At 74.2% G+C, this 25,070-nt stretch carries 24 protein-coding genes and 1 pseudogene; 12 read left to right on the forward strand and 13 right to left on the reverse strand.

The window, feature by feature from the left end; all coding sequences use genetic code 11:
• Positions 1-81: 81 nt before the first annotated feature.
• Together ACIQVT_RS25475 and ACIQVT_RS25480 are read right to left on the reverse strand one after the other, a co-directional pair.
• On the reverse strand, positions 82-780 hold the full coding sequence (locus ACIQVT_RS25475; protein WP_403758373.1) for a hemerythrin domain-containing protein: 699 nt from the start codon (positions 778-780) through the stop codon (positions 82-84).
• Positions 777-950 (reverse strand): hypothetical protein, encoded by a 174-nt coding sequence (locus ACIQVT_RS25480; protein ID WP_403758376.1) that lies wholly within the window; start codon positions 948-950, stop codon positions 777-779. The genes ACIQVT_RS25475 and ACIQVT_RS25480 overlap by 4 nt, the downstream gene beginning before the upstream one ends.
• A gap of 256 nt (positions 951-1,206) precedes the next feature.
• Here ACIQVT_RS25480 and ACIQVT_RS25485 point away from each other — a divergent pair, with 256 nt between their 5' ends.
• A complete protein-coding gene (locus tag ACIQVT_RS25485; RefSeq protein WP_403758379.1) occupies positions 1,207-2,070 on the forward strand; it encodes an ANTAR domain-containing protein in 864 nt (287 codons plus the stop codon).
• 319 nt (positions 2,071-2,389) lie between these two features.
• Here ACIQVT_RS25485 and ACIQVT_RS25490 read toward each other — a convergent pair whose 3' ends face one another.
• The 3 genes from ACIQVT_RS25490 to ACIQVT_RS25500 form a co-directional block, all read right to left on the reverse strand.
• The gene (locus ACIQVT_RS25490; protein ID WP_403758382.1) at positions 2,390-2,701 is read right to left on the reverse strand and encodes a hypothetical protein; all 312 of its coding nucleotides are present in this window, start codon (positions 2,699-2,701) and stop codon (positions 2,390-2,392) included.
• Positions 2,702-3,060: 359 nt separating this feature from the next.
• Positions 3,061-4,104, reverse strand: coding sequence for a zinc-binding dehydrogenase (locus ACIQVT_RS25495; RefSeq protein ID WP_403758385.1), 1,044 nt, complete (start codon positions 4,102-4,104; stop codon positions 3,061-3,063).
• 173 nt (positions 4,105-4,277) lie between these two features.
• Positions 4,278-5,321 (reverse strand): GlxA family transcriptional regulator, encoded by a 1,044-nt coding sequence (locus ACIQVT_RS25500; RefSeq protein WP_403758388.1) that lies wholly within the window; start codon positions 5,319-5,321, stop codon positions 4,278-4,280.
• Between the two features lie 124 nt (positions 5,322-5,445).
• Between ACIQVT_RS25500 and ACIQVT_RS25505 the strand changes: the two genes are divergently transcribed.
• The 7 genes from ACIQVT_RS25505 (at position 5,446) to ACIQVT_RS25535 (ending at position 11,850) form a co-directional block, all read left to right on the forward strand.
• A complete protein-coding gene (locus ACIQVT_RS25505) occupies positions 5,446-6,372 on the forward strand; it encodes an NADP-dependent oxidoreductase (protein WP_403758391.1) in 927 nt (308 codons plus the stop codon).
• Positions 6,373-6,526: 154 nt separating this feature from the next.
• A complete protein-coding gene (locus ACIQVT_RS25510) occupies positions 6,527-7,255 on the forward strand; it encodes a GAF and ANTAR domain-containing protein (RefSeq protein ID WP_403758394.1) in 729 nt (242 codons plus the stop codon).
• Between the two features lie 182 nt (positions 7,256-7,437).
• The gene (locus ACIQVT_RS25515; RefSeq protein ID WP_403758398.1) at positions 7,438-8,241 is read left to right on the forward strand and encodes an alpha/beta fold hydrolase; all 804 of its coding nucleotides are present in this window, start codon (positions 7,438-7,440) and stop codon (positions 8,239-8,241) included.
• Complete coding sequence (locus tag ACIQVT_RS25520) at positions 8,241-9,530, forward strand: PP2C family protein-serine/threonine phosphatase (RefSeq protein WP_403758401.1); 1,290 nt, start codon at positions 8,241-8,243, stop codon at positions 9,528-9,530. The genes ACIQVT_RS25515 and ACIQVT_RS25520 overlap by 1 nt, the downstream gene beginning before the upstream one ends.
• A complete protein-coding gene (locus tag ACIQVT_RS25525; protein WP_403758406.1) occupies positions 9,527-9,883 on the forward strand; it encodes an STAS domain-containing protein in 357 nt (118 codons plus the stop codon). Before ACIQVT_RS25520 ends, ACIQVT_RS25525 begins: the two co-directional genes overlap by 4 nt.
• A gap of 141 nt (positions 9,884-10,024) precedes the next feature.
• Positions 10,025-10,900, forward strand: coding sequence for an MEDS domain-containing protein (locus tag ACIQVT_RS25530; RefSeq protein WP_403758409.1), 876 nt, complete (start codon positions 10,025-10,027; stop codon positions 10,898-10,900).
• A complete protein-coding gene (locus ACIQVT_RS25535) occupies positions 10,897-11,850 on the forward strand; it encodes an anti-sigma factor RsbA family regulatory protein (protein ID WP_403758413.1) in 954 nt (317 codons plus the stop codon). The genes ACIQVT_RS25530 and ACIQVT_RS25535 overlap by 4 nt, the downstream gene beginning before the upstream one ends.
• Before the next feature lie 45 nt (positions 11,851-11,895).
• On the opposite strand, the gene ACIQVT_RS25540 is transcribed toward ACIQVT_RS25535, so the two are convergent.
• Together ACIQVT_RS25540 and ACIQVT_RS25545 are read right to left on the reverse strand one after the other, a co-directional pair.
• Complete coding sequence (locus tag ACIQVT_RS25540; RefSeq protein ID WP_403758681.1) at positions 11,896-13,041, reverse strand: RNA polymerase sigma factor; 1,146 nt, start codon at positions 13,039-13,041, stop codon at positions 11,896-11,898.
• A gap of 8 nt (positions 13,042-13,049) precedes the next feature.
• On the reverse strand, positions 13,050-13,457 hold the full coding sequence (locus ACIQVT_RS25545) for a YciI family protein (protein WP_403758418.1): 408 nt from the start codon (positions 13,455-13,457) through the stop codon (positions 13,050-13,052).
• Positions 13,458-13,718: 261 nt separating this feature from the next.
• Between ACIQVT_RS25545 and ACIQVT_RS25550 the strand changes: the two genes are divergently transcribed.
• Positions 13,719-14,564 (forward strand): RNA polymerase sigma factor SigF, encoded by an 846-nt coding sequence (locus ACIQVT_RS25550; protein WP_403758421.1) that lies wholly within the window; start codon positions 13,719-13,721, stop codon positions 14,562-14,564.
• 86 nt (positions 14,565-14,650) lie between these two features.
• Here ACIQVT_RS25550 and ACIQVT_RS25555 read toward each other — a convergent pair whose 3' ends face one another.
• Positions 14,651-15,889 (reverse strand): PP2C family protein-serine/threonine phosphatase, encoded by a 1,239-nt coding sequence (locus ACIQVT_RS25555; RefSeq protein ID WP_403758687.1) that lies wholly within the window; start codon positions 15,887-15,889, stop codon positions 14,651-14,653.
• A gap of 359 nt (positions 15,890-16,248) precedes the next feature.
• Complete coding sequence (locus tag ACIQVT_RS25560) at positions 16,249-16,590, reverse strand: STAS domain-containing protein (protein WP_403758424.1); 342 nt, start codon at positions 16,588-16,590, stop codon at positions 16,249-16,251.
• Between the two features lie 286 nt (positions 16,591-16,876).
• Here ACIQVT_RS25560 and ACIQVT_RS25565 point away from each other — a divergent pair.
• The 3 genes and pseudogenes from ACIQVT_RS25565 (at position 16,877) to ACIQVT_RS25575 (ending at position 21,309) form a co-directional block, all read left to right on the forward strand.
• Positions 16,877-17,337: pseudogene (locus ACIQVT_RS25565) on the forward strand (GNAT family N-acetyltransferase).
• A 150-nt stretch (positions 17,338-17,487) separates the two neighbouring features.
• Positions 17,488-18,723 carry a glycosyltransferase gene (locus tag ACIQVT_RS25570; RefSeq protein ID WP_403758427.1) on the forward strand — a complete coding sequence of 412 codons (1,236 nt, stop codon included), beginning with the start codon at positions 17,488-17,490 and terminating at the stop codon, positions 18,721-18,723.
• 633 nt (positions 18,724-19,356) lie between these two features.
• Positions 19,357-21,309: a PAS domain S-box protein gene (locus tag ACIQVT_RS25575; protein WP_403758430.1), complete on the forward strand. Its 1,953-nt coding sequence runs from the start codon at positions 19,357-19,359 to the stop codon at positions 21,307-21,309.
• Positions 21,310-21,362: 53 nt separating this feature from the next.
• On the opposite strand, the gene ACIQVT_RS25580 is transcribed toward ACIQVT_RS25575, so the two are convergent.
• The 4 genes from ACIQVT_RS25580 to ACIQVT_RS25595 all read right to left on the reverse strand — a co-directional run bounded on the left by ACIQVT_RS25580 (position 21,363) and on the right by ACIQVT_RS25595 (position 24,933).
• On the reverse strand, positions 21,363-21,674 hold the full coding sequence (locus ACIQVT_RS25580; protein ID WP_403758433.1) for a winged helix-turn-helix transcriptional regulator: 312 nt from the start codon (positions 21,672-21,674) through the stop codon (positions 21,363-21,365).
• Positions 21,675-21,768: 94 nt separating this feature from the next.
• Positions 21,769-22,536 (reverse strand): SDR family NAD(P)-dependent oxidoreductase, encoded by a 768-nt coding sequence (locus ACIQVT_RS25585; RefSeq protein WP_403758436.1) that lies wholly within the window; start codon positions 22,534-22,536, stop codon positions 21,769-21,771.
• A 58-nt stretch (positions 22,537-22,594) separates the two neighbouring features.
• Positions 22,595-23,848 (reverse strand): MFS transporter, encoded by a 1,254-nt coding sequence (locus ACIQVT_RS25590; protein ID WP_403758439.1) that lies wholly within the window; start codon positions 23,846-23,848, stop codon positions 22,595-22,597.
• A 68-nt stretch (positions 23,849-23,916) separates the two neighbouring features.
• Positions 23,917-24,933 carry a zinc-dependent alcohol dehydrogenase family protein gene (locus ACIQVT_RS25595; protein ID WP_403758442.1) on the reverse strand — a complete coding sequence of 339 codons (1,017 nt, stop codon included), beginning with the start codon at positions 24,931-24,933 and terminating at the stop codon, positions 23,917-23,919.
• Positions 24,934-25,070 lie beyond the last annotated feature (137 nt).

Consider the following 25,070-nt stretch of genomic DNA (forward strand, 5'->3'; position numbering starts at 1 on the left):
CACCTTCACGAAGGGGGTCTGTCCGGTCTGTCGGTCGGGAGTGCCGGGGCCGCGGCCGGACGGGCGCGGCCCGGCGGTCGGTCACGTGGATCCGCAGCCCTGCCCGCGGCGGCCCCGCAGGACACGTACCACGAGGGCGAGCACGGCCCCGGCCGTCGCCGCGCCGGTGAGCGTCACGGCCCTGCGGGCGGTGGGGCTGATGCCGGAGACGGCGTCGCGGACCCGGTCGAAGAGGCTGAGGGGGACGCCCCGCACCGCGTTGCCGGGCGGACGGCGGGGCACGCCGGGATGCGGGTGCGTCGGGGCGGTCGCCCGGACGGCTTCCCAGGCGGCGCCGATCCGCCGCAGCCGGCGGTCGTCGAAGGCCTCGCGCAGGCGCGGCAGGAGTTCGTCCTCCTCGTCCCGGATGTCCTGGCGGATGAGGTCGAACGACTCCTCGATCCAGGCCGCGCGCCGGGGGTCGTCGACCGCTCTCTCGACCTGTGCGATCAGGTCGTTGATCGCCTGGTGCTCATCCTCGACGCGGCCGGTCAGGCCCTCTGCGTCGGGGGCGACGCGGCGCAGCACCGGCCACAGCACGGTCTCCTCGGCGAAGGCGTGGCCGAACACCAGTTGCACGATGTCCTGCCAGAGCCGCTCCAGCTCACGACTCGACCCCTGGGCGGCGGCGTAGCGCCGCATCATCGCGTCGAGCCGGGCGTGGTCGCGGCGCTGGCGCATCAGGATGCTGCCGTCGCCGCCGAGTGCCGCGGCGTCCTGCCGCGCGATCGAGACGGTCATGTCTCCGCCTGCGTGGACGTCTCCCCGGTGCCCGTGGCGTCCTCCGTGTCCTCACGGGTCGCGCCGGACGGGGACTCGGGCCGCCGGCCCTCCTCCTCGGGGTGCACGTCCTTCTCGCCGGTGACCTCCTCCAGCGGGCTGGAGGCCTCGTTCTCCTGAGGACTGCTCATCTCGACTCCTCACAGATCGCTGTACTGGCGCTCGGGTCCCCACATTTCGCCCGATTCACCCCTGGTGTTCGGTAATTCGACGGGCATTCCGCCCGGTCCGGCGCCGCGCCCCGGTGCCGGGGGGCCGGGTGTTCGTGACGCGGGGGCGCGGTTAGGCTCCGGAGGAGTGTTCGGGAAGCAGGCACCAGCGTCCGGCCGCGCTCGGCCGGGCCGCGTCGGTCCGTGCTGTCCGCGTCGTTCCGTCTGGAGTGCCCGCATGACCCAGCTGCCCTCGTCCCCCGGGGATGAAGCCGTCCACGTGGCGAGCGCCGTCCGCGGCCAGGCCCGGGTCCCACTCCGGCCGCAGGAGGAACTGGACGCCAGGAACCGGCTGTTCGGGCATGCCGGGGTCGCCCGTGCCCAGGAGGTCCTGCTCGCGCGGTACGGCCTCGCCTCCGGCGCGGAGGCGTTCGGTCTGCTGCGCAACACCTCCCAGCGGTTCAACATCAAGCTGCACTCGCTGGCCGAGGCGGTCGTCCGCACGCCCGCGCCCGACCGGGGGGCGGCACTGTGGTTCCCGGGCCGCGCCCGCCACACCCCTCCCCCACTGACCGGGATCGCCCTCGACCGGGGTGCCCGCAGCAGTCAGGGAGCGGTGCTGAAGGCGCTGCTGCACCGGGTGCTGTCCCTCACGCAGACGCCCATGGGCAACGTGCAGCTGGCCGGGAACGGGCGGCTGCACCTGGCCCGGCACACCGGGCTGAACAAGTACTTCACCGACTTCTTCGCCTTCGTCGACACCCCGACGACCGCCTGCTCGCAGGCCGCCGCCGAGCGCCGGCAGGTCACCGTGTCCGATGTGGCGACCGCGGCCGTGTTCGACGAGGCCTCCCGGCACGCCATCCTCCAAGCGGGCAGCCGGGCCGCGCACAGCGTTCCCCTGATCGGCTCCTCGGGCGCGGTGCTCGGCATGGTCTCGTCCCACCACGAACGGCCGCTGCGAGGGCTGACCCGGGCGCAGACGGCGGCGCTGGAGGGCGCGGGGGCGGACGCGGGGCGCTGGCTGTCGTGGCACCGCGGCACCGTGGTGCTGGACGCCCTGGAACACCTGCACGCCGCGGCGATCGCCGTCCGCCCCTGACCGGCCGGCGGCCGTCTTCCGAAGTGTGCGGTGGTGGTGGGCGGGGATGCGTCCGCCGACCGGCGGTGCCAGGACAGGCGGGCGCACAGCCGTCGCTCTCACGAGGTGACGGCCTTCGCCTGACTGCCCAAGCGAACCCCTGACAAGACCCGGGCCGGCTGTGACAGCCGGCCCGGGTCTCGCTCGCCCTCCACACTGTCACCGAACGGGTGGGACGTACAGGGAACCGGGCAGCCGGTCCGCCGCGGACGCCGGTCCGCGGGTCAGCCCGTCGGTCGGGGCTGCGCGGGATTCTCGGGTGTGCCGTGGGACGGCGGGTTCATCGCGGGGCCCGTGGTGGCGGGCGACACCGGGGAGCCGGTGTCGGGGGCGCGCGCTCGGGGGCCGGCGCGAGCGGTGAGCCGCCCGACGGCTGCGCGTCCCCGCGCGGTTCCTGGAGCCGGGCCCGGAGCACCTCCACGACGGGAAGCCGGTTGCCGTGTGCCTCCTCGTAGGCCAGCACCTTGCGCAGCCCCGGCTCGTCGAGCGTACGGACGCGGTGCTGGAGGCTTCCCGGTGGAAGGTGGTCGTAGTCCGGCAGCGGCAGCGAGTGGTGTCCCGGCTGGTGCGTCCCGGTCTTCTCATCGGGCATGAGGACTGCTCTCTGCGCCGATGCGCCCGCGGGCCGTGGACGCCCTCCTGGTCAGGGGCCGAGTCTCTCGCCCGGTGGCGTCCGAACCGGCTCGCGCCGTCCCCGCCGGTGCGCCGTGCCGGCCGGCGCCCGGGGCGGGGACGCGGCTCACACCGGGCCGGGAAAGCATCCAGTGTGGTTCGACGTTCAACTGACTGCGGGTGCGGAGGGGAGAGTGTCCCCGGGCCTCACCTCCGGCCCGTGGGGAAGATCGTCCGGCTGAAGCCCCACGGAGCCACTCGCCGCGAGGCGACCGCCCTCCGCCCCACCCCTGACCGCCCCGGTCGGCCCTCCCCCGAGCCGGCCGGGGCTTCCCGCTGTCACCGGCCGGGTTCGACCAGGACCTTCAGGGCCTCGCGCCGGTCCATCGCCCGGTAGCCCTCCGGCACCTCACCCAGGCCGATCGTGCGCGTGAAGACGCGCCCCGGATCGACCGTCCCGTCCAGCACGGCCGGCAGCAGTTCCTCGATGTAGGCGCGGACCGGGGCGGGACCGCCGGTCAGGGTGATGTTGTGGCGGAAGAGGCTGCCGGGGCCGACCGGCGCCTCCTCGTACTGCGGGACGCCGACGCGGCTGATCACACCGCCGGGACGCACCACGCCGACGGCCGTCTCGTAGGCGTCCAGGTAGCCGACGCACTCCAGGACGGCGTGCGTGCCCGCCCCGCCGGTCAGTTCCCTTACCCGCTCGACGCCCTCCTTCCCGCGCTCGGGGACGACGTCGGTGGCACCGAACTCGCGCCCGAGGTCGGTGCGGTCCTCGTGCCGTCCCATGAGGATGATCCGCTCGGCGCCGAGCTGCCGGGCGGACAGGACCGCCAGCAGACCGACCGCGCCGTCGCCGATCACGGTCACGGTGGTGCGCGGGCCGACGTGCGCGGTCCTGGCGGCGTGGTGGCCGGTGCCGTACACGTCGGCCAGGGTCAGCAGGGACGGCAGCAGCGCGGAGTCCTCGCCGACGGGCAGCCGCACGAGGGTGCCCCGCGCCTGCGGGACCCGGACCGCCTCGGCCTGGGCGCCGCAGCCGCTGCCGGGGCCGAAGAAGCCGCCCCGGGGGCATGAGGTGTGCAGGCCCTCCCGGCACAGCGCGCACGTGTTGTCGGCGAAGGCGAAGGGCGCCACCACCAGGTCACCGCGGCTCAGGCCGGTCACCTCGGTGCCGAGTTCCTCGACGACGCCGAGGAACTCGTGGCCCATCGGAGCGCCCCGGTCGGACTTCTCCATGGTGTGGTACGGGTGCAGGTCGCTGCCGCAGACACAGGAACGCACGACGCGTACCACCGCGTCGGTCGGCTGCTCGATCCCCGGGTCGGGGACCTCCTCCACCCGGACGTCGCCGCTGCCGTACATGAAGGTGGCTCGCATGAGTGGTCTCCGCTCGGCTCGGACGGCGGGTGCGGGCGGCCGGCCGCGGTGGGGGCCGCCCGGCGGCCGGCTCCGGCCGCCGCACCCCGTGCCCCAAACCAGTACCCAGGCCCGCGTCCCCCGTGCCCCCGGTCCGCGCGCCGTCGTCGCGAGCGGGTGCCGCTTCGCCGAGGTCAGCCGCGAGCGCCGATGAGGTCGGTGGGGCTGAAGGTCCGGCGGTAGGCGGTGGGCGACACCCCGAACGCCGTGCGCATGTGGGCGCGCAGGGAGTTGGCGGAGCCGAAGCCGGCCCGGTGCGCGACCAGGTCGACCGACAGGTCGGTGGTCTCCAGCAACTGCTTGGCCAGCTCCAGCCGTTGCGCGGTGAGCCACTGCACGGGGGTCATGCCGACCTCGTCGCGGAACCGCCGGGAGAAGGAGCGCAGGCTCATCCGGGCGTGCCCGGCGAGCTGGGTCAGGGACAGCGGCTCGCCGAGGTGCTCCAGGGCCCAGGCGCGGGTGGCGGTGGTGCCGGCGACGGTGGGGGCGGGAACCGGCCGGTCGATGTACTGGGCCTGCCCGCCGTCGCGCCAGGGTGGTACGACGCACATGCGGGCGGCCCGGTTGGCGGCGGCGGAGCCGTGGTCGCGGCGGATCATGTGCAGGCACAGGTCGACGCCGGCGGCCACGCCCGCCGAGGTCAGCACGTCGCCGTCGTCGATGAAGAGGACGTCCTCGTCGACCTTGACCGTGGGGTAGGCCCGGCGGAACTGCGGGGCGAGGTTCCAGTGCGTGGTGGCCGGCCGGCCGTCGAGCAGCCCGGCCGCGGCCAGCACGTAGGACCCGGTGCAGATGGAGACCAGCCGGGTGCCGGGGCGGATGCCCGCGATGGCCGCGGTGACCTCGGGGGGCAGCGGGCCGCCGCGGCCCAGCTCGGGCATGGCGTGCGTGGGTGGGACGATCACCGTGTCGGCGGCGGCCAGGGCCTCGGGCCCCGCCGCGGGCTGCACGGTGAAGCCGGCGTCGCTGAGCACGGGGGCGCCGTCGGCGGTGCATACGGTGACGGTGTAGAGCGGGCGCCCCTCGGCGTCCTGGACGCTGCCGAAGACCCGCGAGGGGATGCCCAGCTCGAACGGCGGGACCCCGGGCAGCGCGAGCACCGCGATCCGGTGCCGCCGGGGCGCCTGCCCCGTCTCGTCCGGCTCGTCCTCCGCCACCTCGCACCACCGATTGCTCATGGCCAGATCCTGACACATCCTGGCCATCCGGCCAAAGCCGTCGCGGGCCGCGGTGCCCGATCGTGGAACGCGTCGCGCCGGGGAGGTCCCGGCCGACCGGAAATCGAAGAGCGAGGCGGAGAACATGCGCGCGGTGGTCGTGGAGCGGTGGGGCGGACCGGAGAACCTGGTCGAGCGGGAGATCGAGCGCCCGGAGCCCGGGCTGAACGAGGTGCTGGTGCGTGTCCACGCGGCCGGCGTGAACCCGGTGGACTTCAAGACCCGGGCCGGCGGGGCCCTCATCGAATGGGGCGCCGTGCCGGCGGTCGGCTGGGACGTGTCCGGCACGGTGGCGGCCGTCGGCCCCGGGGTGGGCGTGTACCGCCCGGGTGACGAGGTGTTCGGCATGCCGCTGTTCCCGCGCCAGGCGGGGGCCTACGCCGAGTACGTGGTGGCACCGGCCCGGCACCTCGCCCCGAAGCCTGCCGGCCTGACGCATGTGGAGGCGGCGGCGCTGCCGCTCGCCGCCCTGACCGCCTGGCAGGCGCTGGTGGACACGGCGGACGTACGGCCCGGCGAGCGGGTGCTCGTCCACGCGGCGGCCGGCGGGGTCGGCCACCTCGCCGTCCAGATCGCGAAGGCCCGCGGCGCGCACGTGATCGGCACCGCCGGCGCCGGCAAGCACGACCTGGTGCGCGGACTCGGCGCGGACGAGGTGGTCGACTACCGCGCCGTGCGGTTCGAGGACGTCGTCCGGGACGTCGACGTGGTGCTGGACGGGGTCGGCGGGGACACCGCCGAGCGCTCCCTGCGAGTGCTGCGGCCCGGCGGCCGGCTCATCACCCTGCCCGGCCCGGACGACGTCCCCGCCACCGTGCCGGACGGAGTGCGGGCGGTCTGGATGCTGGTCGAGCCGGACCGCCTGGGGCTGCGGGAGATCACCGCCCTGGTGGAGCGTGGCGCGCTCCGGCCGGTCGTCGACACGGTCGTGCCGCTGGCGCAGGCCGCGAAGGCGCACGAGATCGGCGAGCGGGGCCGCACCACCGGCAAGATCGTCCTGACCGTGGCCTGACCGGTGCGGCGGCCGGGGCCCGCGCGGGCGGCGGACCCCGGCCGCCGGGGTCCCGGCGCCGCGCGGCCGCGCCGTGTGGAGACCTCGGCGGACGGGGTATCAGTGCGGCGAGGCCGAGCCAGGGAACGACGTCGGTTGCGGGAGGTGAGAGGCGGTGGACCGGCCCGACCGCGCTCAGCCGAAGACGGACTTGATCGACCGGCTGGTGGAGACCGGCTCCCTCACGGAATTCCTCCAGCACCTGATCGACGACGCCGTGGAGGTCTCCGGGGCGGACGGCTGCGGGGTGACCCTGCGGCGCCGGCAGCGGCCCCTGACCGTGGTCAGCACCGGGGGCGTCGCGGACAAGCTGGACGAGAAGCAGTACGGCCAGGACGACGGCCCCTGTCTCCAGGCCCTGCGCACCGGCCACGTCGTGCACGTGCCGGACGTGCTGGAGGAGACCCGGTGGGGCACCTACCCCCGGTTCGCGGCCGGCCTGGGCGTGCGCTCCTCGCTGTCGGTGCCGATCTCGGTACGCGACCACACCGCGGGCGCCCTCAACTTCTGCGCCGCCGCCCCGGACGCCTTCACCGACCACGACCGGCAGGAGCCGGCGCTGTTCGCCGCCCGGGCCGGCGGCGCGATCGCCCTGGCCCAGCGGCCGGCCGACGCCGAGGACTTCACCCGCGACCTCCAGAGCGCGCTCGCCTCCCGCAGCGTGATCGACCAGGCCATCGGCAGCGTCATGCAGCAGCGGCGCTGCACCGCGGAGGAGGCCTTCGACCTGCTGCGCCGGCTGTCCCAGCGGACCAACCTCGAGCTCCGCGACATCTGCGCCCGCCTGACGGACATCGCCGGCCGGCCCCCGAGCCCCCCGCCGCCCCTGCGCCCCCGGCCGTGACCACGTCCCGCCCGGGACCGCCGCGAGGTGATCCCACTCACCCGCGGGCAGCGCGCGGTGGCGACGCAGCCCCTGCCCCGCAGGGCGTCGTTGCAGGTGGGACCGGGTGGGTGTGAAGGACGGGGTGTGGGGCGATCGGGGGCCCTTCGGGAGTAGCCGTCGTGACCTGAGAGACTGAGGCCATGAACATCGGTCGCAGGAACAACGTCACCGTCACCGGCAACCCGCAGGGGCCGACGGTGGTACTGGCCCACGGGTTCGGCTGTGACCAGAACATGTGGCGGCTCACCGTGCCCGCCCTGGCGGACGACTACCGGGTGGTCCTCTTCGACTACGTCGGTTCGGGCCGCTCGGACCCTGCCGCGTTCTCGGCGGACCGCTACGCCTCGCTGGACGGCTACGCCCGGGACGTGGTGGAGGTGTGCGAGGAGCTCGACCTGCGCGACGCCACGTTCGTCGGGCACTCGGTCAGCGCGATGATCGGCGTCCTGGCCGCCGCGGCGGCTCCGGAGCGCATCGGAGCACTGGTCATGGTCGCGCCGTCCCCCCGGTACATCGACGACGAGGGGTACCACGGCGGCTTCAGCGCGCCCGACATCGACGAACTGCTGGAGTCCCTGGAGTCGAACTACCTGGGCTGGTCGGCGGCGATGGCCCCGGTCATCATGGGCAACGCGGACCGGCCGGAACTCGGCGAGGAGCTGAGGAACAGCTTCTGCGCCACCGACCCGGAGATGGCGCACGTCTTCGCCCGGACCACGTTCCTGTCGGACTCGCGCGACGACCTGAAGAGCGTGCGCGTACCGACGCTGGTGCTGGAGTGCACCCAGGACGCCATCGCCCCGCGCGAGGTCGGCGCCTTCGTCCACCGGGCGATCCCCGGTTCCACGCTCGTGACCCTGGAGGCGACCGGGCACTGCCCGCATCTGTCGGCGCCCGAGGCCACCAACGCGGCGATCACCGACTTCCTGGCAGGCCTGCGGTGATGTGCCGCACCGGCCAGCAACCCGACCCGTTCGAAGCCGGTGACGAGACGACGTCCGACGCGGCATTCGCCGCCCTGCTGGAGGACAGTGCCGAGGAACTGTACGAGAGCGCGCCCTGCGGGTATCTGTCCACGCTGATGGACGGCACCATCGCCAAGATCAACACCACCCTGCTGGACTGGCTCGGCATGGAGCGCGAAGCGGTGGTGGGCCGGAAGCGCTTCACCGACCTGCTGACCGTGGGCGGCAAGCTGTACCACGAGACGCACTTCGCGCCGCTGCTGCGGATGCAGGGTGAGATCAGTGGCATCGCCCTGGAGATCAAGCGGGCCGACGGCAGCCGGATCCCGGTGCTGGTCTCCTCCGTGGTCAAGCACGGCAGCACGGGTGAGCCACTGCTGATCCGCACCACCGTCTTCGACGCCCGGGACCGGCGCGCCTACGAGGAGGAACTCCTGCGCGGCCGGAAGGCCGCCGAGGAGGCGCGCCGGCAGGCGGAGGCCGACCGGGCCCGGCTCCAGGACGCCCTCGCCGTGCTCCAGCAGTCGCTGCTGCCCGACGCGCTGCCGCCGGTGCCCGGAGCGGAGACGGCTGCCTACTACCACACCGCCTCCCCCGACCGGCTCGGCGGCGACTTCTACGACGTGTTCCCCATCGGCGGCCCGCGCTACGCCTTCTTCCTCGGCGACGTGTGCGGCAAGGGCCCCCAGGCCGCCACGGTGACCTCACTGACCCGCTACACGCTGCGCGCCGCCGCCCTGCACGACTCCGACCCGGTCTCCGCCCTGACGACCCTCAACCAGGTGCTCCACGAGCGCTACTCCGGCAGCGGCGACCCCCGGTACTGCACCGCCGTCTTCGGCACGCTCGAGCCCGACACCGCGACCGGGCGCGTCACCGTCCGCCTGGCGTCGGGCGGGCACCCCCCGGTTCTCGTGCTGCGCGCCGACGGCACGGCCGACTTCCTGCCCACCCCGGGCGGGCTCCTGGTCGGCATCCTGCCCACCGCGCGCTTCGTCACCGCCTCCACCACACTCGGCCCCGGCGACACCCTGCTCCTCTACACCGACGGTCTCACCGAGGCCCGCACCGGTGAGGACCGCACCAGTCTGTACGGCGACGAGGCCCTGCTCGCCTTCGCCACCGCCCAGGCGGGAAAGTCCCCGCAAGCCGTCATCGACGCCCTGGCCGGCCTGCTGGACGGCTTCGGCGACGGCCTCGACGACGACACCGCCCTGCTCGCCCTCGGCGTCCCCGCCCCCGGCCCCTGGACCAACGACGAACGATGAGTCCGCTGAAGATCACCATCCGAGACGCCGCGACCGGTCCCGTTCTGGAGATCAGCGGCGACCTCGACTACGGCAGCGCCACCGAGCTGCGTGACCTGTTCCCCACGCTCGACCTCCGGCCCGGCCGACGTCTCGTCCTGGAACTGGCCGGCATGACGTTCTGCGACTCCAGCGGCATCACCGCCCTGATCGCCGCGCACAATCACGCCCTCGCCGCCGGCGCGGACATGGCCCTCGCCGCCGTCCCCGCCCACACGATGCGCATCCTGCGCATCGTCGGCCTCGACCAGGTCTTCCCCCTGCTGCCCCGCAGCGACAACGGCAGTGGCAGCGAGAACGCCGCGCTCTCCTGACCCGGCCCGCCCCGGCGACGGGACGGACGCCGCCCCCGCCCGATGCGGCCACCGTCGTGCGGAGGCCGGGTGAAGACCCTGCGGTAGCCTGGTGAAACTGTGTGGCGGATGCGGTCGCACCGGGAGAGGCAGGGTGGTTCGATGCGCGCCACGTCCGTGAACGCAGGGGGTGGGACCGCGGCGGAACGGCATGCCGCTGTCGAGTACACGACCGACGCGGAATGGGCCGGCCATCTGGTGGGCTTCGTCCGGGACGGACTGGACCGGGGCGAACAGGTGCAGTACTTCGCCGACACCACCGCGCCCGACCTCGTGACGCGCACGCTCCTCGACCGGGGCGTCGACGCCCCTGCCGCCGTACGGCGGGGACAGCTCGTGGTGACCACCGCCGCCGACACCTATCTGGCCGGGGGCCGGTTCGACCCCGACGCGATGATCGGGCTCTGGGAGCAGGCGGTGGACGCGGCCGCGGCGCGGGGGTACCGGGGGCTGCGGGCCGTCGGCGAGATGTCCTGGGGCACCCGGGGGATGGCCGGCGCCGAGCGCCTCCTCGAGTACGAGCTGCGGATCCACCAGGAGGTCTTCGAGCGGCTGCCGCTACGGGCCCTCTGCTTCTACGACCGGCGCCTGGTGCCCCGCGAGGACCTGGCGGTGCTGACCGCGGCCCACCTGGCGCGGTCCCACTCCCCCACGTGCCCGCCGGCCGAGCCGGGACTGTCCGTCGCGCCGCTCGCCGGGCCGCCGGGATTCCGGTTGGCCGGATCGGCCGGCTGGGAGAACCGCCGGGTCACCGCCTCGGCGGCGGCGGCGCTCTCCGCGTCCCCCGCCGACGACGTCACCCTGGACCTTTCCGCCCTCGGCCATCTCGACGTGGCGGCTCTGGCGGCCCTAGCCCGGGCGGCGCTGCGGCGCCCCTCGGACACGCCCGTGCGGCTCCTCGGGGCCCCGCCCGCGCTCCACCGCCTGCTGGACCTCTTCCCGGAGCTGGGCGCCGGCATGGAGACGGCGGGCCGATGACCACGTACACACGCCCCTCCTCCGGGCTGGACCGGCACGCGGCCTTCACCCACCCGGCCCTCTTCTACACCACGCGCGACGACTACCTGAAGGGCGTCGGGGGCTTCCTCCGCGCCGAGGCCGTCCACGGCCGACCCCAGCTGGTCGCCGTGCCCGGCGAACGCCTGGACCTGCTGCGGGACCACCTCGGGCCGGAGGCCGGGGACGTCACCTGGATCGACATGCGGCAGGCCGGGCGCAACCCCGGGCGGATCCTGTCGATGCTCCAGGAGTTCGCCGACCGGCACGCGGACCGGCGCCCCTCCATCGTCGGCGAGCCGATCTGGGTGGGCCGCACCGCCGCCGAGGCGCGCGAGGCCACCCGCCACGAGGCGCTCATCAACCTGGCGTTCGCCGGCCGGCCCGCGACCATCCTGTGCCCGTACGACACGGCGCTGCCCGAAGAGGTGCTGTCCCAGGCGTACCGCACCCACCCGGTCGTCGGCGGCCCCGGCGACTACCGGCACAGCACGGAGCACGTGGACCCGCACGAGGTCGGCCGCGACTGCGACACACCGCTGCCCGAACCGGCGGACCCGGTCGTGCTCCGCTTCGGTGAGGGGGAACTGGGCAGCGTGCGCGACGCCGCCCGGGACTGGGCGCAGGCGGCGGGCCTGTCACCGCGCCGGCGCACCGACTGGCTGCTCGCGGTCAACGAGGCCACCGGCAACTCGGTGCGCCACGGCGGCGGACAGGGCACCCTGCGGCTGTGGCGCTGGGCCGACACGCTGATCGCCGAGACCCAGGACCGTGGCCGGCTCACGGACCCGCTCGTCGGCCGGCGCCGCCCCGATCCGCTCTCCCCGGCCGGCGGCCGCGGCGTGTGGATGATGCACCAGCTCTGCGACCTGGTGGAGATCCGGACCCTGCCGGCCGGCCTGACCGTGCGCCTGCACGTGACGGTCGACTGACCACCTCGGCCGCCGTCGGTCATCGGCGGATGCCGCAACGCGGCGTCAGCCGGACCGGCGGGTGTTGAGCCGGGCCGCCTGGCGCGTCAGGTGGTCGCGCTCGGCGAGGTCGGACGCCCTCCGGGCGGCCTCCGCGTACAGGCGGGCCGCCGTCGCCAGGTCGCCGTCGCGCTCGTGGAGGTAGGCCGCCACCGCGCTGTGGCGGGGCAGGGAGTCGTCCAGCGCCGCGAGCGCCGCCAGGCCGGCGCGCGGTCCGTCGGCCTCGCCGACGGCCACCGCCCGATTGAGGCGGACGACCGGGCTGTCGGTCAGCAGGACCAGTTCGTCGTACCACTCCACGATCTGCACCCAGTCGGTCTCACCGGCGGTGGGCGCGTCGGCGTGGAGCGCCGCGACGGCGGCCTGGGCCTGGAACTCGCCCAGCCGGTCGCGGGCGAGCGCGGCCTGGAGGATGCCGACGCCCTCGGCGATCGACGCGGTGTCCCACCGGCCGCGGTCCTGCTCCGCGAGCGGCACCAGGCTGCCGTCGGGCGCGGTCCGGGCGGCGCGGCGGGCGTGGTGCAGGAGCATGAGGGCGAGCAGGCCCGCGACCTCGGGGTGGTCGATCACGGCCGCCAGCTGCCGGGTGAGGCGGATGGCCTCGGCGGACAGGTCGACGTCGCCGGAGTAGCCCTCGTTGAAGACGAGGTAGAGGACGCGCAGCACGGTGGCGACGTCGCCGGGCCGGTCGAGGCGCACCCCCGAGACGGTGCGCTTGGCGCGGCTGATCCGCTGGCCCATGGTCGCCTCGGGCACCAGGTAGGCCTCGGCGATCTGGCGGGTGGTCAGCCCGCCGACGGCGCGCAGGGTGAGCGCGACGGCGGACGCCGGGGTCAGCGACGGGTGGGCGCACAGGAAGTAGAGCTGGAGGGTGTCGTCCGCCGCGGGAGACGGCCCGGGCGCCGGTTCCTCCTCGATGCGGTCCTCGCGCCGCCGGCGGGCGGCGTCCGCCCGGGTGGCGTCCAGGAACCGGCGCCAGGCCACGGTGACCAGCCAGCCCTTCGCGTCCCGCGGCGGGTCGGCCGGCCAGACGCGGACCGCCTCGACCAGCGCGTCCTGCACGGCGTCCTCGGCCGCCGCGAAGTCGGCTCCGCGGCGGACGAGGATCCCGAGGACGCCGGGCGTGAGGCTTCTGAGCAGGGCCTCGTCCATCGGGGTGGTCACTCGGTGACGGTGGGCGGCGCGGCGAGGAACGGGCGCAGTTCGATCCACTCGTGGATCGGCTTCCCGTCCGCCCCCGGGGCGGCCGACAACTCCCCGGCCAGCTCGACGGCGCGTTCGTGGCTGTCGACGTCGATGACCATCCAGCCGGCGATGAGGTCCTTGGTCTCGGCGAACGGTCCGTCGGTGACCGGCGGCTGTCCCTCGCCGTCGTAGCGGACCCACGTTCCCTCGGGGGCGACCGCCTGGGCGTCGACGAACTCGCCGGTCCTCTCCAGGCGGGCCGCGAACTCCTGCATGTAGCGGATGTGCGCGGTGACCTCCTCGGGCCGCCACCGGTCCATGGGGACGGCGTTGGCGGGGGCCGGGGCGCCGCGGTAGTGCTTGAGCAGCAGGTACTTGGCCATCGTGTCTCTCCTCGGTGCCGACGCGACCCATTGTGGTCGCGTTCACCACGGGGACGGAGCACGTTCCGGGATCTCGACATGACCGCGGAGGTTTTTTTCCCGGACTCCCGCGGGACCGCCTCGGGGCCCGCCGCCGCGAGACCGCCGCCGCAATATTGGTGCGGATGGCGTGCATGGGTGCAGGATGAGGGGGTAAGCGCTGCGCCGACGGCCGTTCCAGGCGGGCGGCAGCGATGGATCCGAATGCGGGAGGGGAACAGTATGGCGCTCATGAGCGTGACGGCGACGGACATACGGACAGCCGGGGTGCCGGAGGTCGCCGACCCCTCCAAGGTGGCACCGAAGGACGCCCGCGAGCTGTCGCGGCTGTTCTTCGAGCAGCTGGCGGTCGTGGAGGAAGGCACTCCCGCGTACAGCTACGCCCGCAACACGCTGATCGAGATGAACATGTCCCTGGTCCGCTTCGCGGCCGGCCGGTTCCGCAGCCGGGGCCCGGAGGAGATGGAGGACATCGTCCAGGTCGGCATGATCGGACTGATCAAGGCGATCGACCGGTTCGAGCTGTCGCGGGAGGCGGAGTTCACGTCCTTCGCCATCCCCTACATCGTGGGCGAGATCAAGCGGTTCTTCCGGGACACCACGTGGGCCGTGCACGTGCCGCGGCGCCTCCAGGAAGCCCGGGTCCAGCTGGCCCGCGCCACCGAGGAGCTCCGCAGCCGGCTGGGCCGCACCCCGACGGTCCGCGAGCTGTCGGAGCTGCTGAGCCTGCCCGAGGACGAGGTGCGCGAGGCCCGCCTCGCCGCCAACGGCTACAACTCCTCCTCCCTCGACGCCACGCTCGGCACCGGCGAGGACGGCGAGACCGCGCTCCAGGACTTCATCGGCACCGAGGACGCGGCCCTGGAGCTGGTGGAGGACTTCCACGCGCTGGCCCCGCTGATCGCCGAGCTGGACGAGCGCGACCGGCAGATCATCCACATGCGGTTCGTCGAGGAGCTGACCCAGGCCCAGATCGGCGAGCGCCTGGGCGTGTCCCAGATGCACGTCTCCCGGCTGCTGTCCCGCACCCTGGCCCGGCTGCGCGAGGGCATGCTCGCCCGCGACTGACGCGTCCTTCCCTGCCCTGTCGTCCCGAAGCCCGCCGTTCCCACGGCGGGCTTCGCCGCGTTCCCGCTCCCGGGGCGCGCCGCCGCTCAGTGCGGGCCGTCGGGGCCGGGGACGCCGGCGAGCGGCGCGGCGCGGGGGGTGTCGGAGCCGAGGCCGAGCCATTCGCACACCAGGATGCTGGCGTCGTCGCGCAGCCGGTCGTCGTGGTGCCGGAGGACCGCGCGCATGAGCCGGCGCAGGGTCTCCGGCACGGGCAGGTGGTCGGCGTGGTGGCGGACGAGGAAGTCGGTGAACCGGCCGACGCCGAACTCCCGGCCGTCGGCGGTGCGCGCCTCGGTGATGCCGTCGGTGTACAGGACGAGCCGGTCGCCGGGCTGGAGCTGCTCCCGGCAGACGGTGGTGGGCAGGTGCAGGTCGGTGCCCATCGGATGGGCGGGCCGGCACTTCAGCAGGGTGCTCCAGCGACCGTCGCGGATGAGGATCGGCGGCTCATGACCGTGGTTGGTCCAGGTGAGCAGGCCGGTGGAGGTGTCCAGGTCGGCGAGGATCCCGGTCACGTACCGGCTGGGCCCGAACTGCTCCAGGAGCACCTCCTCGATGCCGTTGCCCAGGTCGGGGAGGCGGGTTCCCTGCCGGCGCCGGTTGCGGCAGGCGCCCATGGCCAGGTTGGCGGTCAGGCCTGCCGCGGTGTCGTGCCCCATCGCGTCGAACATCGACAGGTGGACGACGTCGTCGGCGGTGGCGTAGTCGTAGGCGTCCCCGCTGACCTCGTAGGCCGGCTCCATGACGGCGCTGATGACGACCCGGCCGTCGGCGTAGGTGCGCGGTGGCATCAGCGTCCACTGCATCTCCGCGGCGACGTTCATCGGCCGGACGCGGGTCAGCCGGGCGTAGGAGTCGCTGACCTCGCGGTGCCCGACGACCAGCATGGCGACCAGTGACGCCAGCGCGTACATGTCGCGCCGTACCCGCGTGTCGTCCGTCGCGGAGGTCAGGTGCAGCACGCCGAGCCGCTCGGTGCCGTCCAGCAGCGGTACCCACCATCCGTGTGCCCCGGGCTCGCCGGTGGCGGTGGCCACGATCTCGCCGTGCACGTAGGCGCGGCCGGCGACGGTGCCCTCGACGGTCAGCTCACCGGAGTCCCCGGGCGGGTCCGCGGCGGCGTCCGTCCCCTTGCCGGTGAGCAGCCGCAGGACGTTGCGCTGGAGGTCGCCGAGGTAGATCCGCACGTCGTGGAAGCCCGCCCGGGCGGCGTGGTCGGCGACGCGGGAGGGCAGCAGTTCGAAGGGGGTCAGGTGGCTCTCGGTCAGCAGGCCCGCCAGCATGTCCTGCACCGCCTGGTCACGATCCGGCACGACGGTCCCCATTTCCCGTACGGCGGCCGACGGGTGTCCGCCGCTCTCCGCCTTGTTCGCCTCTCCAGTACCCCGGCTCGCGGGTGGCAACTGTCGGGGACCGGTGGGGCGGGCGGGGCGTCGAGACGCGCTCCGGTGCGGGAGGGGCCGGGGGGCGGGAGGGGCCGGGGGGCTCGTCCTCCTGCCGCGGTGGCGGGCGGCCGGCCGGGCGCGGACGCGCGGACCGCCCTACGGCGGCGCGCACCCGGGCGGCGGGCCGGTACGGGGCGGCGGGCCGGCGCGGGCGAGGCGGGCCGATGACGCGTCGCCGGGGCCCTGCTCGGCGTGGGTCAGCGACCCGAGCCGGCGAGGCTGTCGGCGGCCTCGGTGATGTCGAACAGGGCGTACGCCCCGGTCAGCCGCAGCAGGCCGGCCGGCTGTTCCTGGACACCGGCCAGGGCCAGGCGGCCGGCGTCGGCCCGGATACGGCGCCGCAGGGTCAGCAGCAGGTTGAGGCCCATGGAGTCCATGAACGATATGCCGGACAGATCGAGGCGCAGCGACGTGGCGCCGGCGGGCAGGGCCGTCGTGGCCTCGTCCACCTGCGGGCAGGTGCTCATGTCCAGCTCACCGGCGAGCGCGATGACGCTCTCGCCGGGATAATGGGTGACTGTCACGGTGAAGTCGGGCATGGTTCGTTCCCCAGTTCCGGGATCGAGCCTCTCACGGCTGCCGCAGGGGCGGGCCGTCAAGCGCGCGGCGTCGGGCCACGCACAGCCGAGCAAGACCACCCGTACCGTTCTCCGGTCACCGGAGTCGGTGGCCTGGAGACAGCGCGGGGTCTCTCACCAGACCAGGCTGGCTCATGGCAGCGTCGCACACACCCCCTGGCCCTGACCAGCCCGCCCGCGGCCCGTGGCACCGGAAGCGACGGGAGTCACCCGGGCCGGGGGCGGGAAAACCACTGGTGTGACGATCATGGCGGACTGGGGGCCGAGGCCGGCGTCGGCGGCGGACGTCGAGGACGTGGACGAGTTGCGGGCGGTGGTCCTGCGGGCCGATCCGGAGCGGCTCGGCCGGAGGACGGGCAGCGGGTCCGGCAACGGCTGCGGGACGGGTTCTCCCCCGCGCACACCTGGGTGATCGAGGTGGGCGGCGTGTTCGCGGGCAGCGTGGCCCAGCGGCCGGCCGACGACGCCCACTGGCTGGAGCACTTCTACCTGGACCCGCGCGTGCAGGGCGAGGGAATCGGCGCCGCCGTGCTGCGCGGCCTGCTGGAGCGCTGCGACCGCGACGGCACGCCGGTGCGGCTGAACGTGCTCCGGGGCAGTCCGGCCCGGCGGCTGTACGAGCGGCACGGGTTCCGGGTGGAGTCCGAGGACGCGGTGGACGGGTTCATGGTGCGGGCACCGGCCGGTGGGACACCGCCGACCCCGTGACCGGGAAGGGCGCGGAAAACAGAAGGGGCAAGGAGAATCCTCTCCTCGCCACTCTTAACTTATAGCGCACCGGGGGGCTTGCGGCAAGGCCCCGGTCATCCCGCAGAATCGGCGGCCGAAAGCCTTGACCTGCGACAATCGGAGCTGTCCATGCGTGTGTTGTTGTCGACGTGGGGGTCGCGCGGGGATGTCGAACCGCTGGCGGCCCTGGCGGTGGCACTGCGGGAACTCGGGGCGGAGGCACGGGTGTGCGCGCCGCCGGACGAGGAGTTCGCCGAGCTGCTGGCGCGGGCCGGTGTGCCGCTGGTGCCGCTGGGCCCCTCGGTGCGTTCGGTGGTCTCCGGACCGAAGCCGCCGACGGCGCAGGACGCCTTCCGTCTCGCCCCCCGGCTGGTCGCCGCGCGGTTCGAGACGCTGACCGCGGCGGCCGAGGGGTGCGACGCGCTGCTGGCGACCGGCCTGATGCCCGCCGGCGCCCGGGACGTGGCCGAGAAGCTGGGCATCCGCTACGTCCTGGCGTGCTTCCACACCCTGGGGCTGCCCTCGCGGCACTTCCGTCCCGGCGCGCGGCCGGGCGCGCAGTCGCCGCCGGACGAGACCGACAAGCGGGTGCTGTGGGAGCAGGACGCCCAGCGGGTGAACGCGCTGTACGGGGAGGCGCTGAACAGCCACCGGGCGGCGATCGGTCTGCCGCCCGTGGACAACGTCCGCGACCACGTCCTCACCGGCAGTCCGTGGCTGGCGGCGGACCCGGCCCTGTGCCCGGCGCAGGGCCTGACGGAACTCGACGTCGTGCAGACGGGGGCGTGGATCCTGCCCGACGACCGGCCGCTGCCGCGGGAGCTGGAGGCGTTCCTGGACGCGGGGGAACCGCCGGTGTACGTGGGGTTCGGCAGCATGGCCGCACACGCCCCGGAGGGCATCGCCCGGTCGGCCATCGAGGCGAGCCGGGCGCACGGTCGGCGCGTGGTGCTCGCCCGCGGGTGGGCGGGGCTGACCCCGATCGACGGCGCCGACGACTGCTTCGTCGTGGGCGAGGTCAACCAGCAGGCGCTGTTCCGCCGGGTCGCCGCCGTCGTGCACCACGGCGGCGCGGGCACCACGACGACGGCGGCCCGGGCCGGCGCGCCGCAGGTGGTGGTCCCCCGGATCGCGGACCAGCCGTACTGGGCCGACCGGGTGGCCGAGCTGGGTATCGGCACGGCTCACCAGGGGTCGGCGCCGACCGCCGAGTCCCTGTCGGCCGCACTCGCACCGGCCCTGGCTCCCGGGACCCGGGACCGGGCACGGGCCGTGGCCGGCACGATCCGCCCCGACGGGGCGGCCGAGGCGGCGCGGCTCCTGCTCGACGGAGCGCGACAGGACAAGCGACCCGCCACCGACTGAACCCCCTGGGCACGTCGGTCCATTACACCGGGGAGCCGACCGAGGCCGCGCGGCTCCTGCTCGACGGCGCAGGACAGGCGGACCGCCACCGACTGAATCCCCAAGGCACGTCCGTCCATCACCCCGGGGCGGGCGGCCGAGGGCGCCCGGCTCCTGCTCGACGGAGCGCAGCAGGACAAGCGACCCGCCACCGACTGGACCCCCTGGGCGGCGTCGGTCCATTGCCCCGCGCGGGGCGGCCGAGGCCGCGCGGCTCCTGCTCGACGAGGTGGGGCAGGACAGGCGGACCGCCACCGACTGAATCCCCAGGGCACGTCCGTCCATCACCCCGGGGCGGGCGGCCGAGGGCGCCCGGCTCCTGCTCGACGGAGCGCAGCAGGACAAGCGGACCGCACCGAGTCAACCGCCAAGACGCGTCGGTCCGTTGCCGGGGGGCGGCCCCGCCGGTGGCGGTCGGCGTGGGGACGGCGCGCCGCATGACCGGGTCCGGTCAGCGGGGTGCGGTGAACGGACATCGCCGCCAATGTTCGAAGCTTTCCGGGCGCCGTCCGGGCAGGACGCGACAAGTCGCGGCCGTCACGGCCGGCATGCGCTGGGATGGCCGCAGCATCACGAACGAACTGGCGGGTACGTATGAACGCTTTCGTGTACGGGCCGGCGCGCTCCGCGGCACCTTCGGCCGCCGGGCGGTGCCAGTGCGGCGCCGACGTACGGCGGGGTGGTCCGTCGGCGGCCGAGGAACGGTTCCGCGGGCTGCTGGAGGCGGCGCCGGACGCCATGGTCATCGTCGACGACACCGGCACCATCAGGCTGGTCAACGCGCAGACTGAGGCGCTGTTCGGCTACCGGCGCGAGGAACTGCTCGGCCGGCCGGTGGAGTTGCTGGTGCCGCACCGCTTCCGCGCCCATCACACCCGCCACCGCGACGGTTACGCCGCCAACCGCCAGGTGCGTCCGATGGGGGCCGGGCTGGAGCTGCACGGGCTGCGCAAGGACGGCAGCGAGTTCCCCGTGGAGATCAGCCTGAGCCCGATGGAGACCGCGGACGGACTGCTGGTGTCGGCCGCCGTGCGCGACGTCAGCGACCGGAAGGCGGCCGAGGCCCGCATCAACGAACTCGCCGCGCTCGTCGAGTCGTCCCAGGACGCGATCCTCGCCATGACCCTCGACGGGTACATCACCTACTGGAACGCCGCCGCGGCACGGTTGTACGGCTACACCGCCCGGCAGGCGATCGGCCGGCACCTCTCGATGCTCGCCCCGGCCGAGATGCAGGACGACATCCGGGCCCTGTTGAAACGGCTGCGCAAGGGCGAGAAGGTCGAGCACTTCGAGACGCTGCGGGTCACCAGGAGCGGGGCGCTGCTGGACGTGGACGTCACGCTGTGGCCGACCCGGGACAGTTGCGGGAAGGTCGTCGGCGCCTGCGCCATCGTGCGGGACATCAGCGACCGCAAGCGCGCGGAGGCCGAACTCACGGCCCTGCTGGAGCAGCAGCGGCACATCGCGCTGACGTTGCAGCGCAGTCTCATGGGGACCCCGCCCGCCATCCCCGGCCTGGCCACCGCCAGCCGCTACCGGCCGGCGACCCAGGGCGCCGGCGTCGGCGGTGACTGGTTCGACCTGATACCGCTGGGCGCCGGGCGGGTCGGGGTCCTCATCGGCGACGTGATGGGCCGCGGACTGGAGGCGGCCGCCGTGATGGGCCAGCTGCGCTCGGCCGCCCACGCGCTCGCCAAGACGGGCATGCAGCCCCGCCAGCTGATGCAGGCCCTCGACACGGTCGTCACCGACCTCGACGTGCCGGACCAGCTCGTCACCTGCTGCTACCTGATCGTCGCCCCGGACGCCGGTACCGTGACGACCTGTTCCGCCGGGCACCTGCCGACGCTGGTGGTCGGCCCCTGGGAGGGCGTCCGGGCGCTGTCCGCACCGGTGAACGCGCCGCTCGGTGTCGGCGACGTCCTCTACGAGCAGTCCTGCACCGAGATGACGCCCGGTGCGACGCTCGTGCTGTACACCGACGGACTGATCGAGACGCCCGACAGCGACATCGAGGCACGGTTGGCGGAACTCACCACCGTCCTCGACACGTTCTTCCCCCGGGCCGGCGGGCTGGAGGAGGCGGCCGACCACGTGCTGGCCACGCTGCTGCCCGACGCCGAGGGCCACAACGACGACGTGACGCTCCTGCTGGCCCAGCTCCCGGCCGCCCCGCTGGCCGCCGTGACCACCGAGTTGCCCGCGACCGCGTCCTCCGTCCCGGAGGGCCGCGCCTTCCTGCGGCGGACGCTGGCCTCCTGGGAGTGCGTGGCGTCGGCCGACGACGCCCTCCTGCTGCTGTCCGAGACGCTCACCAACGCCGTGCAGCACGCCCAGGGTCCGCTGGGTCTCCGGCTGTGCCGCACCGCCACCGATCTGACGGTGGAGGTCAGCGACCACAGCCCGCACCTGCCCCAGCCCCGTCTGGCGGCCGAGGACGAGCAGTCCGGCCGGGGTCTGCTGCTGGTCCGCACCCTCGCGCGGAGCTGGGGGGTGCGGCCGACCGACGAGGGGAAGACGACCTGGTTCACGCTGAAGATCTGAGTCGGGGCGGGCCGTGGCGGTCGGCGGGGGCCCTCGGCGTCACCGCTCGGCGGTCACCTCCGTACGGCCGTCCCGGTCGAAGCGGGCCCGCACCGCGGGGTCCTGAGCAGGTGGGCCGGGTAGCCGGGGCCGGTGCGCACGTCGACGTCGTCGGGGCGCAGCGGCTCGCCGCAGGCGGAGCAGACCACCTGGGCGTGGGTGTCATGGCCGCAGGCCGTGTGCCGTGTGATCACCGGCGCGCCGGAGTCGTCGGCCAGCCACCGGTCGCCCCAGGCGTTGAGGGCGGCCAGGACACCGAAGAAGTCGCGGCCCTTCTCCGTCGGCAGGTAGGCGTGGCGGACGGGGTCGGACCACCGGGGTGTCATTCTTTGCTCCCGCTGGGGTGTCGTGCGGTCAGGGGGGAGGGGTCGTGCGGGCCCGGTCCGCGGTGTGGCGCCGGGCCGGTCGGGTGCCGTGCGGTCACCGGGCCGTGTAGCCGCCGTCGACGGGGAGGGCCACGCCGACGACGAAGCTCGCGCCGGGGCTGCACAGCCACAGGACGGCCTGGGCCATCTCGTCGGCGGTGCCGAGGCGGCCGATGGGCTGGCCGGCCTCGGCCTCGGCGCGGTCGAGTTCCCCCCTGGTGATCATGTCGCTGACCATGGGGGTGTCGATGGTGCCGGGACAGATGGCGTTGACGCGGATGCCGCGCGGGGCGTATTCGAGGGCGGCGCTGGTGGTCAGGCCGATCACGCCGTGCTTGGTGGAGTGGTAGGAGGCGCGGCCGGGGAGGCCGACCAGGCCGCCGAGGGAGGAGCAGTTGACGATGGCGCCGCTGCCCTGGGTCCGCATGTGGCGCAGCTCGTGCTTCATGGAGGCCCAGACGCCGCGCAGGTTGACGGCGTGGACGCGCTCGAACTGCTCGACGGGTTCGTCGGCGGCGTCGGTGGGCGGGATCTGGATGCCGGCGTTGTTGTAGGCCATGTCGAGGCGGCCGAAGGTCCGCACCGTACGGTCGACCGCGGCGGCCACCTGCTCCTCGTCGGTGACGTCACACACCAGGCCGAGGACCTGGCGGCCCTCGTCCTCGAGCTGCCGGACCGCGCTGTCGACGGCCTTCTCGCCGATGTCGGCGAGGGCGACGGCGGCACCGGAGGCGGCGAAGGCGCGGGCGGTGGCCAGGCCCATGCCGGAGGCGGCGCCGGTGACGAAGGCGACCTGCCCGTCGAAGTCGTACGTGGGATTCATACCGGTCTCTCTTCTCTCTCTTTCAACAGGTCTGTGCGATGCGGACGTGGGGGGGGAGTCAGCGGACGTTCACGGTCGGCGCCTCCATCGCGCGATGATCGCTGGGGCGACCGACCGATTCGGACGTCCGTGCCGGGCGGGCCGTGCCTCTGAGCGCGAGGGTGACGAGCGGCACGAGAGTGAGGGCCGCGGAGACGGCGCCGACGAGGGCCGGTCCGGTGAGGCCCAGGGAGGAGTCCAGGGTCCGTCCCGCGAGTGCGGAACCGGCGGCGATGCCGGTGTTGTACGCGGAGGTGGTCAGGGCCGAGGTGAGGGTGGGGGCGTCGCCGGAGAAGCGGACGGCGAGGGAGGTGACGACGGGGTTGACCGTGAATCCGGCCAGGGCCATCAGGAAGACCAGGGCGACGGCCGTGACCGGGCCGGCCGACAGCGGGATCAGCGCCAGCAGCGTGAGGGCGGTCGCCGCGGCGGCGGTGATCGTCGTGGCCATGGGACGGCGGTCGCCGAGCCGGCCACCGATGGCGGTGCCGCCGAGGGCACCGGCGCCGAAGGCGATCAGGACCAGCGGGACGGCCCCGGCCGGGATGCCGGCGCGATCGGTCAGCAGCGGCGTGATGTAGGTGTAGGTGGCCAGGACTCCGCCCATGATCAGCATCGCGGCGGCGAGCGCCAGCCACAGCCGGCCCTGCCGCAGCGCACCGACCTCGGCGCGTACCGAGATCCGGCCCCGGCGGTCCGTCCGGGGGACGAAGCGGCCGACGGACGCGGCGGCCAGGGCGGCCAGGACGGCCAGGGCCCAGAACGGGCCGCGCCAGCCGGTGTACTGGCCGACGTAGGAGCCGATGGGTACACCGACGACGTTGGCCAGGGTCAGGCCGCCCATCATGACGCCGACGGCCCGGGTGGAGTCACCGGGGCCGGCGGCGGCGGTGGCGATGACGAATCCGACGGCCCAGAACGCGCCGGTGGCCAGGGCGGTGACCACACGGGCGGTGAGGATGACGGTGAAGGAGCCGCTCAGCGCCGCGACGACGTGGCCGAGGGCGAAGACGGCCAGGGCGCCGGTCAGGGTGTGGCGTCGGGGCAGGCGCAGGGTGGCCAGAGCCATGACCGGCCCACCGATGATCATGCCGATGGCGAAGGCCGTGATCAGCAGGCCGGCGTGGGAAACGCCGACGCCGAGGCCGGAGGCGATCTCGGGGAGCAGTCCGGCGACGACGAATTCGGTGGTCCCCATCAGGAACGTGCCGGCGGCGAGCACCCGGACGACGAAGGGCAGCTTGCCGGGGGTGGTCCCGGAGGCGATGGGCATGCGGATGATCCTTGATCGACGGGGTGGGGGTGCGGGGCGGCGGCGGTATGGGCCGGTCGGCGAGTGGGTCAGGGCCTGAGGAGGGCCTTGACGGCGCGGCGCTCGTCCATCGCCCGGTAGCCCTCGGCGACCTGTTCCAGGGGCAGGGTGAGGTCGAAGACCTTGCCGGGGTCGATCCGGCGGGTCAGGACGCGCTCGATCAGGTCGTGCAGGTAGCGGCGTACGGGGGCGGGACCGCCGCGCAGGCCGACGTGGGAGAAGAACAGCTCCTGTCCGTCGACGGAGACCTCGTGCGGGACGCCGACGAAACCGACGTTGCCGCCGGGGCGGGCCGAGTGCAGCGCCTGCCGCACGGCCTCGGCGGTGCCGACGCACTCCAGCACGCTGTCGGCACCGATCCCGCCGGTCAGTTCCCTGATCCGGGCCACGCCCTCCTCGCCGCGCTCGGTGACGATGTCGGTGGCGCCGAACTCGCGGGCGAGCCTCTGCCGCGAGGCGTGGCGGGACATGGCGATGATCCGCTCCGCGCCCCTCTCCTTCGCGGCGATCACGCCGCACAGGCCGACCGCGCCGTCACCGACCACCACGGCGGTCGAGCCGGGCCGCACCTCTGCGGCGTCCGCGGCCCACCAGCCCGTGCCCATCACGTCGGAGACAGCCAGCAGCCCCGGCCAGAACTCCTCGTCAGGTATCCCCTCGGTGGCGACCAGGGTGCCTTGGGCGTCGGGGATGCGCACGTACTCGGCCTGGCAGGTGCTCATGAACTCGCGGTGCAGGCAGTTCGACTGGAAACCGTTGAGGCAGTTCGGGCAGGTGTTGTCCGAGGTCGCGAACGAGCCGACGACGAACTGGCCCGGCTCGACGGCGGTCACCCTGGAGCCGACCTCCTCGACGAAGCCGACGTACTCGTGCCCCATCGGGTGCGGGACCCCGATCGGCTCGGCACCCCGGTAGGGCCACAGATCGGAGCCGCACACACAGGTGACGGCGGTACGGATGATCGCGTCGGTGGGGTTCAGGATCTTCGGGTCGTCCAGGGTCTCGAGACGGACGTCACCGGGGGCGTGGATCACTGCTCCTCGCATCAGGAACTCCTTCGCGTGCTGGTGCTGGGGCTGGGGTGGGGGCGGACCGGCAGCCGCCGGCCGACGGGCCGCACGGCCGGGCGGAGACCGCCACGTCATCCAGGTAACCCGCGCCCGGCGCGGTGAGCGAGGCACCG

This window comes from Streptomyces sp. NPDC100445, from assembly GCF_044759735.1.
Classification (GTDB): Bacteria; Actinomycetota; Actinomycetes; order Streptomycetales; family Streptomycetaceae; genus Streptomyces.

Excerpts from the sequence above, each read along its gene's own strand:
- ACIQVT_RS25570 (WP_403758427.1), top strand. The coding sequence starts at position 17,488 with ATGCGTGTGTTGTTGTCGACGTGGGGGTCGCGCGGGGATGTCGAACCG.
- ACIQVT_RS25525 (WP_403758406.1), top strand. The coding sequence starts at position 9,527 with ATGAGTCCGCTGAAGATCACCATCCGAGACGCCGCGACCGGTCCCGTT.
- ACIQVT_RS25490 (WP_403758382.1), bottom strand. The coding sequence starts at position 2,701 with ATGCCCGATGAGAAGACCGGGACGCACCAGCCGGGACACCACTCGCTG.
- ACIQVT_RS25500 (WP_403758388.1), bottom strand. The coding sequence starts at position 5,321 with ATGAGCAATCGGTGGTGCGAGGTGGCGGAGGACGAGCCGGACGAGACG.
- ACIQVT_RS25485 (WP_403758379.1), top strand. The coding sequence starts at position 1,207 with ATGACCCAGCTGCCCTCGTCCCCCGGGGATGAAGCCGTCCACGTGGCG.
- ACIQVT_RS25480 (WP_403758376.1), bottom strand. The coding sequence starts at position 950 with ATGAGCAGTCCTCAGGAGAACGAGGCCTCCAGCCCGCTGGAGGAGGTC.
- ACIQVT_RS25580 (WP_403758433.1), bottom strand. The coding sequence starts at position 21,674 with ATGACACCCCGGTGGTCCGACCCCGTCCGCCACGCCTACCTGCCGACG.
- ACIQVT_RS25530 (WP_403758409.1), top strand. The coding sequence starts at position 10,025 with ATGCGCGCCACGTCCGTGAACGCAGGGGGTGGGACCGCGGCGGAACGG.
- ACIQVT_RS25575 (WP_403758430.1), top strand. The coding sequence starts at position 19,357 with ATGAACGCTTTCGTGTACGGGCCGGCGCGCTCCGCGGCACCTTCGGCC.
- ACIQVT_RS25535 (WP_403758413.1), top strand. The coding sequence starts at position 10,897 with ATGACCACGTACACACGCCCCTCCTCCGGGCTGGACCGGCACGCGGCC.
- ACIQVT_RS25595 (WP_403758442.1), bottom strand. The coding sequence starts at position 24,933 with ATGCGAGGAGCAGTGATCCACGCCCCCGGTGACGTCCGTCTCGAGACC.
- ACIQVT_RS25560 (WP_403758424.1), bottom strand. The coding sequence starts at position 16,590 with ATGCCCGACTTCACCGTGACAGTCACCCATTATCCCGGCGAGAGCGTC.
- ACIQVT_RS25495 (WP_403758385.1), bottom strand. The coding sequence starts at position 4,104 with ATGCGAGCCACCTTCATGTACGGCAGCGGCGACGTCCGGGTGGAGGAG.
- ACIQVT_RS25520 (WP_403758401.1), top strand. The coding sequence starts at position 8,241 with ATGTGCCGCACCGGCCAGCAACCCGACCCGTTCGAAGCCGGTGACGAG.
- ACIQVT_RS25555 (WP_403758687.1), bottom strand. The coding sequence starts at position 15,889 with ATGCTGGCGGGCCTGCTGACCGAGAGCCACCTGACCCCCTTCGAACTG.
- ACIQVT_RS25505 (WP_403758391.1), top strand. The coding sequence starts at position 5,446 with ATGCGCGCGGTGGTCGTGGAGCGGTGGGGCGGACCGGAGAACCTGGTC.
- ACIQVT_RS25515 (WP_403758398.1), top strand. The coding sequence starts at position 7,438 with ATGAACATCGGTCGCAGGAACAACGTCACCGTCACCGGCAACCCGCAG.
- ACIQVT_RS25545 (WP_403758418.1), bottom strand. The coding sequence starts at position 13,457 with ATGGCCAAGTACCTGCTGCTCAAGCACTACCGCGGCGCCCCGGCCCCC.
- ACIQVT_RS25550 (WP_403758421.1), top strand. The coding sequence starts at position 13,719 with ATGGCGCTCATGAGCGTGACGGCGACGGACATACGGACAGCCGGGGTG.
- ACIQVT_RS25590 (WP_403758439.1), bottom strand. The coding sequence starts at position 23,848 with ATGCCCATCGCCTCCGGGACCACCCCCGGCAAGCTGCCCTTCGTCGTC.
- ACIQVT_RS25475 (WP_403758373.1), bottom strand. The coding sequence starts at position 780 with ATGACCGTCTCGATCGCGCGGCAGGACGCCGCGGCACTCGGCGGCGAC.
- ACIQVT_RS25585 (WP_403758436.1), bottom strand. The coding sequence starts at position 22,536 with ATGAATCCCACGTACGACTTCGACGGGCAGGTCGCCTTCGTCACCGGC.
- ACIQVT_RS25540 (WP_403758681.1), bottom strand. The coding sequence starts at position 13,041 with ATGGACGAGGCCCTGCTCAGAAGCCTCACGCCCGGCGTCCTCGGGATC.